Source organism: Arthrobacter sp. 2RAF6 (genome assembly GCF_052115205.1).
Lineage (GTDB): Bacteria > Actinomycetota > Actinomycetes > Actinomycetales > Micrococcaceae > Arthrobacter.
The window spans coordinates 15,624-29,566 of sequence record NZ_JBFRGF010000053.1; the positions used below are offsets into that span (position 1 = coordinate 15,624).

General features: G+C 59.9%; 14 protein-coding genes. 2 read left to right on the forward strand and 12 right to left on the reverse strand.

The window, feature by feature from the left end; genetic code table 11:
• Window positions 1–539 precede the first annotated feature (539 nt).
• The 8 genes from AB4Z38_RS23485 to AB4Z38_RS23520 all read right to left on the reverse strand — a co-directional run bounded on the left by AB4Z38_RS23485 (window position 540) and on the right by AB4Z38_RS23520 (window position 6,554).
• Entirely contained in the window at window positions 540–833 is a 294-nt protein-coding gene (locus AB4Z38_RS23485; RefSeq protein ID WP_441431935.1) for a type II toxin-antitoxin system RelE family toxin, read from the reverse strand.
• Window positions 830–1,105, reverse strand: a complete 276-nt coding sequence (locus tag AB4Z38_RS23490) for a type II toxin-antitoxin system Phd/YefM family antitoxin (protein WP_441431936.1) — start codon at window positions 1,103–1,105, stop codon at window positions 830–832. The genes AB4Z38_RS23485 and AB4Z38_RS23490 overlap by 4 nt, the downstream gene beginning before the upstream one ends.
• A 66-nt stretch (window positions 1,106–1,171) precedes the next feature.
• Entirely contained in the window at window positions 1,172–2,206 is a 1,035-nt protein-coding gene (locus tag AB4Z38_RS23495) for a DUF4192 family protein (RefSeq protein WP_441431937.1), read from the reverse strand.
• 324 nt (window positions 2,207–2,530) lie between these two features.
• Window positions 2,531–3,535: a hypothetical protein gene (locus AB4Z38_RS23500; RefSeq protein WP_441431938.1), complete on the reverse strand. Its 1,005-nt coding sequence runs from the start codon at window positions 3,533–3,535 to the stop codon at window positions 2,531–2,533.
• Window positions 3,535–3,966: a hypothetical protein gene (locus tag AB4Z38_RS23505; RefSeq protein ID WP_441431939.1), complete on the reverse strand. Its 432-nt coding sequence runs from the start codon at window positions 3,964–3,966 to the stop codon at window positions 3,535–3,537. The genes AB4Z38_RS23500 and AB4Z38_RS23505 overlap by 1 nt, the downstream gene beginning before the upstream one ends.
• Before the next feature lie 40 nt (window positions 3,967–4,006).
• Window positions 4,007–4,900 carry an oxygenase MpaB family protein gene (locus tag AB4Z38_RS23510; RefSeq protein WP_441431940.1) on the reverse strand — a complete coding sequence of 298 codons (894 nt, stop codon included), beginning with the start codon at window positions 4,898–4,900 and terminating at the stop codon, window positions 4,007–4,009.
• Window positions 4,901–5,023: 123 nt separating this feature from the next.
• A complete protein-coding gene (locus AB4Z38_RS23515) occupies window positions 5,024–5,536 on the reverse strand; it encodes an SRPBCC family protein (protein WP_441431941.1) in 513 nt (170 codons plus the stop codon).
• A 250-nt stretch (window positions 5,537–5,786) separates the two neighbouring features.
• Window positions 5,787–6,554: a DUF4386 domain-containing protein gene (locus AB4Z38_RS23520; protein ID WP_441431942.1), complete on the reverse strand. Its 768-nt coding sequence runs from the start codon at window positions 6,552–6,554 to the stop codon at window positions 5,787–5,789.
• 577 nt (window positions 6,555–7,131) lie between these two features.
• Between AB4Z38_RS23520 and AB4Z38_RS23525 the strand changes: the two genes are divergently transcribed.
• On the forward strand, window positions 7,132–7,410 hold the full coding sequence (locus AB4Z38_RS23525) for a helix-turn-helix transcriptional regulator (protein WP_441431943.1): 279 nt from the start codon (window positions 7,132–7,134) through the stop codon (window positions 7,408–7,410).
• 299 nt (window positions 7,411–7,709) lie between these two features.
• Here the strand turns inward: AB4Z38_RS23525 and AB4Z38_RS23530 are convergent, their stop codons facing one another.
• From AB4Z38_RS23530 to AB4Z38_RS23545, 4 genes are all read right to left on the reverse strand, one after another.
• A complete protein-coding gene (locus AB4Z38_RS23530) occupies window positions 7,710–9,014 on the reverse strand; it encodes a HEPN domain-containing protein (protein ID WP_441431944.1) in 1,305 nt (434 codons plus the stop codon).
• 202 nt (window positions 9,015–9,216) lie between these two features.
• Window positions 9,217–9,930, reverse strand: coding sequence for a hypothetical protein (locus AB4Z38_RS23535; protein ID WP_441431945.1), 714 nt, complete (start codon window positions 9,928–9,930; stop codon window positions 9,217–9,219).
• A 340-nt stretch (window positions 9,931–10,270) separates the two neighbouring features.
• Entirely contained in the window at window positions 10,271–11,527 is a 1,257-nt protein-coding gene (locus tag AB4Z38_RS23540) for a serine/threonine-protein kinase (protein ID WP_441431946.1), read from the reverse strand.
• Window positions 11,528–12,108: 581 nt separating this feature from the next.
• Complete coding sequence (locus tag AB4Z38_RS23545) at window positions 12,109–13,143, reverse strand: DUF2971 domain-containing protein (RefSeq protein ID WP_441431947.1); 1,035 nt, start codon at window positions 13,141–13,143, stop codon at window positions 12,109–12,111.
• A 200-nt stretch (window positions 13,144–13,343) separates the two neighbouring features.
• Here AB4Z38_RS23545 and AB4Z38_RS23550 point away from each other — a divergent pair, with 200 nt between their 5' ends.
• Entirely contained in the window at window positions 13,344–13,523 is a 180-nt protein-coding gene (locus AB4Z38_RS23550; protein WP_441431948.1) for a hypothetical protein, read from the forward strand.
• Window positions 13,524–13,943: the final 420 nt, after the last annotated feature.

Consider the following 13,943-nt stretch of genomic DNA (forward strand, 5'->3'; position numbering starts at 1 on the left):
TCGCCGGTTGCCAGGACCAGGGCGGCGGGTGGCAGCCTGCCAGACCCGCTGACCTGCGTCTCTTCGCTCACGGATTTGAACATGCGTCAGCTGTAATGACCCGGGCATCAGAATGCGTCAAGAAGAGTGACTGTGGGTCAAATTAGATGGAAACGGACACCGGTCACCAGGAAGTTCTTTTTGTTTCAACCCCCGTCGATTCGAAACTGCCGATAATGGACGTTTCGGCGGCCTGAGCTGGGGGAGAGGCCGTCCAATGGCACATCTTTCCTCGAGGAGTTCGGTGTCCCGTCTCACTTAAAGTGACCCAATCTAACTACAGATGAGGCATTAGGCCAATCTGTCTCACTTTAGTTGGACCATTGGCCCCATAATCCGCGGATTTCCTGGGATTTCCGGACCACGGTACGTGCTTCGATTCTGCGATTTGGGTCAACTAAGGTGAGACAAACCGCCGCGATCCGTCTCACGAAACATGACCCACCCGCGAGAAATCAGGGCCGGATGGTTCAACTTAGATGAGACGGGAAATTCGGCTACTAACGCGGCTTGTAGACGTCGGAGCGGTGTTCGATGCGATGGACGTACAGGATGTGCTCTTCGATGTCGAGGGTGAACAGCACCCTGTAATCGCCGCGCCGGGCGGTGCGGAGTCCGAGCAGTTCGTTGGTAAGGGGTTTGCTCAGCCGGTGGGGATTGTCGGCAAGTGCGCCGGTGACGAATTCGACGATCGCGGTAGCAGCTTTTTCCGGCAGCCGTCTGAAACCCTTCAGTGCCGGGCTGGTGACCTGGATATTCCAGGGCGCGGGGCCGGTGGATTCTGCGTCGGTCACCGCGGCGGCAGCCCGAATTCACGGCGGAGGTCTGCCCCGCTGGTCGTGTTGCCGCCGGCGATGTCGCGCCGGGCCTGGTCCAGGTCTTCGCGGATGCCTGGCTGCGAGAGCCAGTGGATCGTCTCCTGCAGGGATTCCAGGTCATCGGCGGACATCAGTACGGCTGATGGGTGCCCGTGCCGGGTGATCTGTATGATCTCGTGCGTGGTGTCTGCTTCTTCCACGAGGGCAGACAGCTTGTCCTTGGCTTCGCTGAGCGGTACCGTTCTCATGCTGGAATTATAGCCTGATATCAGGCCATCAACTAGCCTGACTTTTAGCCGATACTGGTCGCTTCGTTAGTCCGACATTCCAGGCCCCCGAGTCCGGTAGGCCGTCTCCTTGTCCATGTTCCAGCCAGCGAGCATTCCGTAGCCGAGCAGTTGGTCACTGAGCTTGGCCAGACGGTAATCGGGGTCGGCTTCGAGGGCGAGTTGCATATACTGGTGGGCTTTGCTGCCTCGGCCTTCCCACCAGTTGATGTAGCCGATGGCCGTGAGGAGCGGCGCTGAGTGTTCGGTGCTGCTGTGCGTGTAGGCGTGGAGGAGTATTTGCTGGGCCCATTCGACGCGGGCCCACTGTGGCTTGCCGGGAGTTTGGGCCAGAAGGATCTTTTCCATGGGACCGTCGACGCCCGGGATGTCCGCCATCAGCTGGTCACGGATCGCTGCAAACTGGAAGTTCGCGATCAACTCAATCGTCTGATCGTCAGTCGGGTAGGTTTTGGCATCCAGGATCCCAGCCCAGAGCCTTCGCGCCTTTTCGATCGCGCTGTGGTCATGGCACTGCCCGATTGATGTGACGCGATCCTCCACGGCATCAAACGTCGCCTCCTTGTTTGACGGCGGCAAAGTGATCCGGCCGGTTCGTGCGACCGAGCTCCCGCGGTACACGAGCTCGGCGTTGATTTCACTGGAGTCGACCATCGACAGGGGCAGCGCGCAGTTGAGGTTGGGATCGTCGTCGTACGGCGAAACGCTCTGGTCTCCGACGAGGAGGCCGTCCCGGATGGTGATGTGTCGCTCGGCCAGCGCGCCGGTCAGGGCGGCGACCATTGCCGCGTATGGCTTGACCTCACCGGCTACTGGGGCAGCGGCGGTGTAGACGGCGAACAGGGCACTGGTGGCGTTGGTGTCGTTGGCGAGGTAGCCCGCGACTGTTCGCGCATAGGCGCGATCGCCGCCGTCGTGCTTGGGAAGGTCAACGCGGAGGGTCACGCCGATGTGGTGGGTGTCCAGGGTGATGCACACGAGGCTTTCCTGAGGCCAGAAGCCCAGCGTGTGGCCGATGAAACTGAGGACATCGGCAGGGGTTTTGATGGTGAGCGTTTCCATGATCCTTCTCCTTCAGAAGCGGCCGCGTCAGCCGTGGCCATTCGGTTTCGGCGTCGTTCTGATACGGGGACCGCTGCTGGGTACGAGGGGCCGGAGTGCAACTTGGGGGACCGGGAGCGATCCAAAAGTTCGCGAGGAAATAAGCGGAGCGCCGAACGAAGTTTTGGATTGGGGCCGGCGCAATGCGCCCTGGTTGCGCGGCGGACCCGCCCAGCGATGATCGAGCATCAGAACGACAAACAGCGAAGATTCTTCCGCCTCTTCATGGCTGGGTTGTTGCGGCGCGGCATGACGCCGGGGCGTCTTGTTACTTCGACGAGGAATCTATCGTGCGAGCCTCGCGCCGGAGCGTCTCTCAAGGGTGAGTTCGGCGCGTTCGACGACGGATCGGTCGTGTGCGTCGAGGCGCCCGTTGGTCGCGGTGCTGGCCATTTCGCAGTCGCGTATTTCGACCAGGCGGCGATGGAGCTGTGTTTCGGCGTGCCGGCTGAGGACGATGAGAGCGCTGGCCCGTCGCTTCTCGAGGATCAGGTCGTGGTGGGTGAATGCCACGCGGTTCCAGATCGGCCCGATTTCCAGGAGTAGGAGCCGGACATGGAGGAGGAAGCTGCCGTGTTTGAGGTGGCTTTCGAGCCGAGGGAGAAGCAGCCCGAGGCTGACAAGTAGAACCGCGAACGTTTCACCCACCCAGTAGAGGACGGTCAGAACGGCCGCAAATGGGCTGGTAGCGCCGTCGATCTTCGTGACGATTCCATAGACCAGACGGTCGACGAGGACCAGAGCGAAGAGGATGCATCCGATGGCGATGAGGACGAAGGCAGATCGGAATGCACGCGCCCGCATACTTGGCACATTGTTATGGCACACTCGTGCGATATCGAGGCAGATCCACATGATGAACGAGGACCCGCTCCAGAGGAACAGTGCCATTCCGGGCTGATCACCGTAGCTCAGGGGCAGGTTGGGGTCCGTGATCGGGGTGCGGCTGGTGAGGAATCCGCCCGTCACTGCCGAGCACGCGATGACCGCAACCCATCGGCCGAAGGTGAGTTGCCGACGTCGTACTTCAGTGTCTTCGACGGCCGCCAGCAGGATGGCCGTCCGGAATTGCCAGAATCCAAGGAGCAGGGACAAAAGAGTGGCCAGACCGACGTGGTTCCGGCCGCCGAGCAATGGATCGACGCCGTAGTAGACGGCCGGGATGTAGAAGGTGCAGGCGATTGCAGCGAGGATGGTGGCACGGAACACGCTTCCGCGGTGCGGATCGAGCGCTGCTGGCAGGCGGAGGATGGTCAATACCCAGAGCGTGGCTGCTGGGACGTATTCCATTAGCCGAACACTTGGCGGAACGCCAGGGGCTCCGGCGGTGTACCGGCGTCGCTGTTGATGATGCGTGTTGCGAGCTGATCAGCGAGGGCTTCGGCGGCAAGCTCCGCGTCGTCGGTGTAGCTGCTGCGGGCCAGGGCGCGCAGCACCTGTTCGCCGTCGAGGTCGGGGAGGAGGCTTTTGGCCATTTCGCTGCTTTGGACGTCAAGATCGTGGTCGAGGATCATGTGGCTGAATTCGTGGAGGATGATCTGTTGCCGGTGCCAGTCTGATTTGGTCGGTGCGTGGAGGACGATGTCCTGGTCCGCGCAGACGAGCCAGATCCCGCAGAGTTCTTCACCGGCTAATTCGGGAAGCTCTGCCACCCTGATGGTCCTGCCGCGTTTTTGCTCCAGTTTCTCGTGGATGAGCTGCAGCGTGGCGTCGTTGGGCAAGCTGAACGCGTGTTCAGCCTTTCTCGCTATTTTGCGGGCTTCACGGTAGTTCATTGCCAGACGGGACAGGGGAGGACGGAACGTTGACCGGACCGATCTGGTCCAGGGAATACCCGCCGGAGTACAGGGTCGAGCCGGCGTCACCGGGGGTGAAATGTGGTTTGGTTTTCAGCGGACGACGGCGGTGGATCGCGTTGCGTGCGGCGAGTCCGGTTTTGAGGGCGATCCGGGCTATCCGGCCCGCCCGGGGGAGGCCGAGCGCGTCGGTGAGGCGGTCGTCGTCGAGCATTGTGCTGATGAGCCGTTTCGCCAAGGGGCGCAGGGGCGATGGTAGCCGGCTCTGGAAAACTCGGACCGTGCTATCCATGAGGAGTTGGCCTTCGGCCGACGGCATGACGCGGGCGGCCTCGTAATGTTCGAAGAAGTCCTCGGCTTCCGCAAAGGTGGCCGGCATGCCGGTCATATTCATCCGGGTGCCCAGTTCCGTGAAGAAGCGCGAGGCGGCCGCGAGCTCAGCTGTTGTGGGTTGGCGCCAGGCATGTTTCCGGATCCAGCGCATCGGTACGACCAGCAGCGTGAGGAGGACGTAGAGGAAGTCGTCCTTGCTTCCGGGTACATTGCGGTGCACGCGGTTGAGCAATTCGACCATGGTTCGGCCGCGGTCGCTGTCCAGACCGCAGGCGATCAGCTCATAGATCACGATGGCCGTGTCGTAAGAGCGCTTCATAGGGCGCTGCTGGATCTCGGCGTTCGCATGCAGGGTCGCTGCGATGCTCGGGATCGCGAAGTTGCGGTAGTAAGCGAGGAAGAACCCGAGTTCCATGTCCGCGGCGAGATCGAAGAGCACCATCTGGCGGAATGTGGTCTCCCAGTCATCCGGTGAGGCGCTTTGCTGGCGGTGGAGGCTCGCTGAGAGGGTGGCGTTGATGTTCAAGGTTCCCCCATTCGCCGTGTCCTAAGTCCGCGTTCGAAACTGGGGCTCCAGCTCCCCAGCCAAGCTGACCTATTCCATCGTAAAACCGTTGCGATGATGTGGCTAGTTAACGTGTAGACGGGTCTACTCCTTGGTTTGTGGACTCTCGTTTGTCAGTGCTTTGACCAAGCCTCTTTCTCCCTGGTGCATCATCGAGGCGTGGGCGGCTGCGAAGGCCGGGGCCGCGATCGGGGCCAGGAAATTCATCCATCGCTGCGTGGGACGGACCCGCCATTCGATGTCCATGCGAGTTGCGTCGCCATTAGCTCCGGGGCTGAGGGTGACGCGTCCGATTCCATCAAGGTGGCCGCCTGCATCGAACTCAATTTCAGTTGGCGTCACGACTTTCGTTGGATGGATGCTGATCGTGAGTGTGTAGCCGAGAGAAGCCCTGAAGTTGAGGTAGGCGGTTGTTGCCTTGAGGATGTCTTCCTGGTTGTTGCTGGCCGGCTCGGTGCGAACCAGCGGCGCGGCGAAACTGCAATGCGGCCACCAATTGGGCCAGCTCATGTCGACGTCGGCGATGATCGCCCATACTTCCTCTGGGGTCGCCGGAAGGCGCCAGGAGGAGCTGAGGTCGAAAAGGCGAACGGTCATTGGGATATTTTTGCAGTTTTTATCAAGACGGCGGTCACGGGCAAGTTGAATTTCGATGGAGGTTGTGGCGCCAAGGCTGCCACCCGTGAAGTCTGGCGCCAATTTGGCAGCGTTCTGTGATCGTTCGGGGTCGCACTCCCGAAGCTTCGCATCGTCTTACATCCCATGCGTTTCGAGACCCAGAGGTTTCGAGACACCCAGTCGGTTTAGGGGAAGGAGCCGGCTGCCCGCAAAGGGGATGCCTTTGTGTCTAAGCGTCCTGACGGATTGACGCGCCGTCTTCTGTCAGCGCCTTCGACGCAAAACCTTTGACGATCAGCCAGATGCCGAGGGACAGCTCGAAAGCGGCGACGGGTAGGGCGGCAAGGGCCGCGATCGGGGACACCGGGCCATAGGCGCCGAAGAAGACGGCAATGTCTGAGGCCAGAAGCAGCGGGGCGCCGATGAAGGCGACGACGGGAAAGATCCGCGGCACAAGGGCGGACCTGTACAACACGTAGCCCAAGAGTAGGTCGCACGCTACGGGCATCAGGCTCTGCGAGAGCAGGAATGTCCAGGTGTAGGTTGCAACCAGGCTGTGGCCGATCGTGACCAGGGAGGCCGAGTCCGTGCCGATTGTGCCGGCAACGTCGTTTCGCAGCGTGAGGATGGAGAGCAGGCTGATGACGCCGACGAAGATGAGGCTGGTTTCCAGCACACGGGCGGCCACGAACCCGAGTGCGGCGGTCTGGCTGACCCGTTTGGCCACCGGGTACAGCACCACGGCGGTGCCAATGCCGGCCAGCCCGACGACGACCTCGGACAGGACGCCCCACTGCAGCCCGGCCGTGCTGCCAGCACCCAGGACGAAGGCACCGACGTCATCCTTCACGGGCTTGTAGAGAGCGAGCGTGGGGATCGATATGAACGTGAGTACATATAGCACCCCGGCGGCCAGGGCGACTCTCCTCATCGGACGCATTCGACGCCGCGGGATGGATGGTGTGGCGGGAGGGGTGGTCGGGGTGTTGGTGGCCACGGCGTGCTCCTTAGAGGTTAGGTTGGCCAGTGGGGATAGAGCCGTGCGGGACGGCCGGAGGACTGGCGGAACAGGCCAACTCGTTGAATATTGCCGAGTAACTCTTGGAGACCTTCGTGGGAAGCTCGTCATGGTCCACCCCATTGGCTGGGTGGTCGGGACCGCGTTAGCTCGCTGGTAGCTGACCCGGCCTTGACGCGAGGGGGGCGCCCTCGGAGTGCGGCACCTCTTGGCCGCCCATTGCGGTCCGCTGGGGAGAAAGGGGCGATGGCGACCGGAACAACCAACAGCCACTTGACGAGCCACGGCCAGCGGCACAGTTGCGGGGAGGGCTCACCCTCGAAGGCGAGTGGGTACGGGAACTGTTCAACCATGAGAAGCCCTTCCAAGCGCCATGATGCCGTCCAACCTAACGGGGGTGACGCCGGCGTCTTAGCTGTGGTAGGCGTCTCCAATCTGGCCAGATCCGCGACGCGTGCCGGCGACGTATAACTCTTTCGCCGACACCTGCCACGGTAGGCTGTCACAAAAGACATGTCAATGAATGCATGTCCTGAATGGCAGGCAGAATAGTGGCATGACTGAATGGGGTTTCATGACTAATCATCTGCATGCGCTCTACTGCGTCGCACGCCACCCCGGAATCCGGATCCGTGAGATTGCCGAATGCGTGGGAGTCCGGGAGAGGGCGGCGCACCGGCTCGTGTCGGATTTGGTAGAGGGCGGTTACTTGACTCGCCGCCGGGAAGGGAGTCGTAACTTCTACGAGCTGGATCCGACCCTGCCGCTTCGCCGGGAGGGGCTCGATGAAGTCGCGGTCGGAGAGATTCTCGATGTGCTCCTCAAGTCGAAGTGAGAAACATAGACGCACCCGCGTTGAGGCATCGCGGGTAGACTCCAAAAACTCTGACCAGAACCATCTGATCGACCAGTCGGACAGTGGCCCCACCGGTTGCGGCAACTCCCATGGAACCAGCACTGCGTTCCGCAGGACGCACCCCAGCCGGATGTCCCGCAAGAACCCAAGGCGCCCTAAACGCTCCACTCCAGATCGTCTTACAACCCGAGGGATTTGAAGCGATAAGGTTTCGAGACATCGAGCCAGATGTTGTTCGTTATCTCCGCGGCCACCTCGCCACGGCAAGGACGTGGTGTTCATGTTCTTGCGACGTATGGAGTCGTCTGCGGGTCCCGCTCCAGTCGACTACGGATAACCTCTGCCTTCACACCCAGCTCCAGAGCGACCCAAGCGCGCACTGCGAGGACCGATTCTCGCCATCGGTTGAGCAATTCGAGTTCGGTGGGGAGGTCGCGGTTTGCATGTTTTATCCCGTTGTAGGCCTCTGTCATTCCGGCTGCCCAGTCACTGCCATCAAAGGGCACGACGTCGTCTATCTCGCGAAGGATCCGGTCCAACCGCGCACGAAGAGGTTTCCGATTGGCTTCTGAGGCGCTCATCCCATCCTTTGTCTGCATTATCAGAAATCCCAGCGCCTCGAGACCAGGTCCGACCTGAGCCATATGCGTTACGGGACTCACCTCGTTTATAAAACGGTCTGAAATGATCGGATCGAGTGCTCTCTGGAACCGGTCGCGGAGCGAGAGCCATAGAGCGATCCCGTTAGGGCCCAGGTCTGCATACTCCACCAGATGCGGGCGCCATCCCGTCGGCCGCGACGACGATGGATCCGAGTGGGGCTCGATCACCGTTCGCCATTGCTCGCCATGCTCGGCGCCATCCAGCGTTTTGAGAGGGTCGGCATCGTGTTGCGCTTGAAGTATGGTGCACGTCACCGCAACCCATCGGGAAACAACAAGCAGATCTCTCATACCCCGATGTGTCTCCATAAGGTCTTTCCAGGAAGAGGGGTCACTGCTCCTCGACTCACAGAACACGACGTTCTTGATCGTCGTGGATTCGTGACCGTCGTGGGTGACGTCCCAACTCGGCCGGAACCTCAGGAGCGAAGTTATTTCGATCGGTTCGCCGGATGATGCCTTGATCGTGAGAACACGGGATTCAAAGTCGAAGTCTTCTTCGACAGACTCAACGCCCAACCATTCCCGTAGCCCAGTCACCTCTGATCGGACGCCATTAACGACGGAGTAGTCGATGTTGTCATTTACGCCCACGACCGCGTATCGCGCCCAAACTCGCCCGCTTCCGGTCGAAAAATTGGTGTGATAACCGCGCGCCCAACAATCGACCAAGAGCACAGACCCGTGGGAGTCCCAGAACAAGAGTTTTTTCGGCATGGGCGGCCAGACCCCCAACTCCGGGCGCCGTGTGTGTTCGCCCATGAACCAGGACGAGTAGTAGTCGTCGCTTCCGCCCCACGGAACGGTTACGCTGATGCCCTCCTCGTCGCGCTCCAGCGTGACGGAAACGGGTGGGGTGTCCGCATTGAAGTCGACCAGGTTTCCTACGCGTCGAGTCCCTTTCGGAAGATCGTTGTCCATGCCAAGGAGCTTAGACCGCTAGGAACGCGAGCTGGGATTCGAAATCCTGGCTCGGCATTTTCCCCAAGTGTCTTGCATCCCTAGAGAATTGGGACACGGCAGTTATAAGACACTGAATCGGACTAACAGGAAGGTTCGGGTTATCCGTAAGGGGATCACACGCGCATCCGTTGGGCCACCGGCAACGGGCATGGAAGTGTGATCAGAACTGGAAGCCGCGGTAGCTGCTCCTCACATTGAACCGCCGGCCCTGCTTCCTGCGTTCCAGGAACTCGACGATCGTCTCTATGTCGTTTGACCGCATCTTCAGTTCACGGCATTTGCGTCTGACCTGCTCAACTGTGACGGAGGCCCACCGCTCGGGGCGGTTCATCATGTCGGCCTTGAGCTTGTCTTCTTCATTCCATTTGAGTCCGGAGTCGTATCTGGCCGCCCACTGTGCAAGGCTCTTCAGGATCCGGATCACGTCTTCCGATAGGGGTTCGCCGACGTCTGACAGGGTGGCATGTGTTCCTGACGCAGGTTCCGAAGTCTGTTCCGGAAGGAGTCGTACCGGCTGAGCGACTTCTAACCAAGTGGCTGTTTCGGCAGTTCCCCACTCGATGACGACGATAGCGTCAGCTCGTGAGCCCCATAGATCGTTCAGATGTTGCCGATCGGGCCATGCACAGACGACACGCCGCTGGGTAAGGGACCCGGCAGAGAAACCGCGCCACGTGAGGTGCAACGTATCCGGTCTCTCCACCAACCGCTTGAGGGTTTCGCTCTCGAACCGACGCTGCGGCGTTACAACGGCAATTGGGCCACCAGGTTGTTGCGAAAGCCACACTACCGCGCGGGCATCTTGCGCTTCACGGGAATCACGAGCGCCCAGTTGGGACACGGCAACTGGAAACGGGTATTCACTTGACGACATCGATACTCCCTGCTCGGTTTAGACGGACCTTAGCAGTTGCATCCGCGACTGCCCTGGCCCAGGCAACGGGCACCAAGGATTCTCGCTGAACATGCGATCTCTCTTTGGATAGCCCGCTGGTCTAAGGTTTGAACGAGCCGCGCAGTTTGCGGCGCCACACTGCCCGCTGAAGGATCCCCTTACGACATCTGGGCGCCCCCGACCTGGTTGACCTCAAAAAGAAGAAAAGCCCTGCCTTAGTCGGGCAAGAAGAAAGCCCGCCGATGGGGGATGGGCGGGCTTTCCGCTGTCGACCGTACGGGAATCCTCTTCGGAGATCGACTGGATAAATCGTGCCGAGTTATTCCTCTCGCAGTCGCTGCACTAAGTCACTTTCACCTCTTGATTCCCAGGTGTCGACTGCATGCTGCTTGAAAAAATCCCACGACGACGAACTGTGCAGTGCGGCTTCCATCGCTTGCTGTGCCTGTTGGCTCAGGCCGCTCAGCCACTTGAGAATCGCTTTCGCTGGCTTGTTCTGGTCTATGCCGGCCGTTGCTCCAAACAGGGCCGTCGCGACTCTCTCGGCTGCATCGTACTTGCTCTCCTGGACCAGAACGCGAAGAACGATCACTCCCCAGGACAGGAACTTGTCGATGGCATCAAATTCCAGGCTACGGATGTCACTGGCCAGGTCGTCCAGCGACTCACTGGTAGCCCAAGTGAGGCCAACGGAGTCTGCCTTGTACCAGTCACTAACTTGTGACTGGTCCAGCTTTGGGAGCAATTTAACGACTCGAGTGAGCCGCTCAGACTGACTGACGTAGGAACTGACTTGTGGCCAATCACCTGCTTCCAGAAGAGATTCGAGTCCAGTGGTACGTTGAACTGCCGAATCTGTTACAGCCTTCAGCAAGTCTTCCAGATTGGAGTATCGCCCGGCCGGGTCTGAGTTTGTCGCTCGTCGGAGTACCGCCTTGAGCTGCGGTTCGTCGACAGGTTTGACTTGGCCGAAGCTCGGGCGCTTGCCCGTCAGCATCCATGAGAGGATGGCGCCCGCACCGTAAACATCGGCTGTAATCGTTGAGACGTGAGCATCGTCATGCTGCTCAGGTGCCGCCCAGCCTTCGCTTCCCGTTAGGCCACCGACACGGGTCAGTTGCTCAGTGGTAAGTCCGGCAGGATTTCGAACGATACCAAAGTCAGACACGACCCACCGCCCGCCGACTTCATCCTCTAGCCACAGAATGTTCTGGGGCTTTAGATCACGGTGTACCTGTCCTCGGGAATGAATCGGATTGAGCGCGCGAGTTACAGCCTCTAGGACTAGCAGGCACTCTTCGAAGGATGTCGGAACCGGCGTCTCGTACAACGTGCGCAACGCTACCGGCATTGAATACCAACTGTACGAATCATCGAAGTCCAGAACTGGCATGACATTGGGGCCCGCCGCTGCCAGCATCGCGTCAATCTCGCGCTTGAAGCGCGATTCGACGCGAGAATCCTTGGCCGCGAGCTTTAGAACGACAGGCTCACCGGAGTGCTTCTTTGCTCGCCAGACCTGAGTGGATCGGGTGCTTCTGATCTGGTCCTCAAGATCGTAACCGTCAGGTATCAAAGGTCGACTCCTCGTATTCCGTTTCCCTGAGATTATCGATCCTGGTCCTGGACCCCTAACTGCCCCAGAAGCTCACCGATGCTGATGCTCGCTCAGCCCCCTGGAGTTAAAGGGCGGACAGGAGTAGCTACTCGACGAGGTTGGGAAGTCTCATAACGCTTCGGATACGAGCCATATCGAGGTCGCATGACGGTCTCGCGAAGGATCGGCGGAACTCTGCGAGTCGGCGATTCCCATAACTGTGTGTCGAAACCTTGCGGTTGAATCTCGGTACGATCCATTAGTTACGAGACACGCTGGAGTGGTCGTGACGAACACGATCCGATGCGCGAGGATATCGACCCGAACTCCTGCGATGGCGCGGCGGGCTTCAGCGTCCGCCACACGTTTACCCCACGGAAACGATGAAAAACGATGACATGTCAACGACCTTGCGCAGCAAGAAAAACGCCTGGATTTCGCAGATTTCCAAGACAAGGCAAGCCCCTAGAAGATAACGAAATGTGCCGTCCCATGAGAAGAGGTCAGGAGTTGGAATCTCATCGCTTTTACGGCAGCCTCGCTCCGGGGGCGCCGTCGGGCTACCAGCGAAAGGGGACCTTGCTGGGAATGACAGGTATGTTCTCGCGCCCAACTGACCGGAGGAGTTCGCGTGCGCCGGAGGCGGCTTCTTCGGGATAGGGGGTGGGGCCAACGGCGATGCCGATGATCGGGAGTTCTCGGATTGGCTCGGGGGTGTTGGATAGGTATCTGGGATCATCGGCCGGGATAGCGTCGAACGGCTGGTCGCTTCGCGATTCTGCGGGAAGGCAGAGTTCGACGTATGGGACGATCCCGTAACGGCTGGGACGGTGCTTTACGTAGACGAGGTCGGTGTGGAGAGTGGTGGCGCATACGACGCGGGTCTCGCGCTCGTCTTCGAAGCCGGGATGTTTGAAAACCTGAAGGTGGCGATATATATCCCTGACTATCTCGATTTCGTGCTTATGGATGGGTAGATTGTCGTGGCGGGCGGTGGCTGTGTCCTCTAGCTCCCGCAACAGTCCCCATGCGGTTTTGAGCTGGTCCTCCGGATCGTAGATGGCCTCCTGCCATTCGAAGGAGCCCATGTCCCACCGAGCGCTGTTAAGGATCTCTTCCTCGCTTTCTTTGTCGAGGAAGCCCATCTTGGCGACCATCTCTTGGGTCATCGCTCTTTGTCGCCGGACGGAAAGGGTCTCCTTTGGGTCGAGTCCGACTGCGAACCCGACGTCTGGGCCGGTGTAGTTGCGCCACATTGTCAGGTTGTTGGCATCCTTGCAAGCGCAGGCAACGAAGGTCTTGTATCTATCGAGGCTGGTTGCCGCACGCACCATCGCTTGGACGTCTCCCGCGATCCGCGGGTCAAGATTGGGCTGATGCCGCAAGAGAAGGCCCTGGAGTAGGTTTGTGCCTGTTCGTAGTTCTTGGTGATCGTTCATGAATGCCGTTGCACTGGCCCACAGGACGTTTTCTCGGATGATTCCCGCTAGGCCCGCGGCATTCGTGTAGTGCCAGATGAATCCATCGGGCCAACTCTTTCGCGGGAGCAGGTCGGCAACAACGGCCTGGTCGGGTCGCAGGGGCAGTGGGGTCATGCGCCAAGGATAGGCGTCCGGCCTCCTCGGTCGTGCATCTCCAAGGCCGTGCAGCGCAATATTTGGAGGGTTTTGGTGCTGACGTAGTGGATCCCGTCTACCAACGCCCCGATGTCGCCAAAGTGGGTCTTCATCCGTTCCCCTGGCCCTTGTTCAGAGGTGGATCTTGCGAAGGATGGTTTTGTGCCCGCTTGGGGTCAATGTCGGCGTGGTTGACCTGCCTCGCCTGGACGCTCATGGTCCTGCTGCTGTGGATCAAAGGCTTCCCGCACGACGTCAGCACTGACGAGGGCTTCGACTTGGCGGTGGGCGTGGCCGCCGGCGACATGGATTTGCAGCGCAGCGCCATCCTGATCGAGCAACACCTGTTCCGACGGTAGGTGCTGTGAAGGGGTCCCAATGCTGACGGTTCGGAGTTCTTTGACGTGCGGTTGGCGCGGGAGTCTGTAGGGTGAGATTCGGGGTGTGTACAACATACACACTTTTACCGTCGGACTGGGCCGTACATCGGCCGGACTGGCTCGGATTCGGTATGTTTTCTGAAGTTCCCTGTGTTTCCGCGGCCTGGAATGCGGTTCGAGTCCCACCTCGGGCACAGCATTCCCCCTCGTCAGAGGGGTTTTTGCTTTAACGTGTGTACAAAGCTTGTGAGGCGAGTTCTAGCGATCGTTGCAACACCCCCGATATTCGGGAGTTTCCTCGATCATGGAACCACCATCAATTCAGAGTTCTTCCTTAAGGGAAAGATCGGGTTCTTCGCCCGTGGCCCGGGCGGTGCGGAAGTACCGCAAGTATTCCAG

Bases quoted from the DNA above. Each gene is read 5' to 3' on its own strand.
- AB4Z38_RS23490 (WP_441431936.1), bottom strand. From the start codon at position 1,105: ATGAGAACGGTACCGCTCAGCGAAGCCAAGGACAAGCTGTCTGCCCTC.
- AB4Z38_RS23495 (WP_441431937.1), bottom strand. From the start codon at position 2,206: ATGGAAACGCTCACCATCAAAACCCCTGCCGATGTCCTCAGTTTCATC.
- AB4Z38_RS23500 (WP_441431938.1), bottom strand. From the start codon at position 3,535: ATGGAATACGTCCCAGCAGCCACGCTCTGGGTATTGACCATCCTCCGC.
- AB4Z38_RS23515 (WP_441431941.1), bottom strand. From the start codon at position 5,536: ATGACCGTTCGCCTTTTCGACCTCAGCTCCTCCTGGCGCCTTCCGGCG.
- AB4Z38_RS23525 (WP_441431943.1), top strand. From the start codon at position 7,132: ATGACTGAATGGGGTTTCATGACTAATCATCTGCATGCGCTCTACTGC.
- AB4Z38_RS23530 (WP_441431944.1), bottom strand. From the start codon at position 9,014: ATGGACAACGATCTTCCGAAAGGGACTCGACGCGTAGGAAACCTGGTC.
- AB4Z38_RS23535 (WP_441431945.1), bottom strand. From the start codon at position 9,930: ATGTCGTCAAGTGAATACCCGTTTCCAGTTGCCGTGTCCCAACTGGGC.
- AB4Z38_RS23545 (WP_441431947.1), bottom strand. From the start codon at position 13,143: ATGACCCCACTGCCCCTGCGACCCGACCAGGCCGTTGTTGCCGACCTG.
- AB4Z38_RS23550 (WP_441431948.1), top strand. From the start codon at position 13,344: ATGTCGGCGTGGTTGACCTGCCTCGCCTGGACGCTCATGGTCCTGCTG.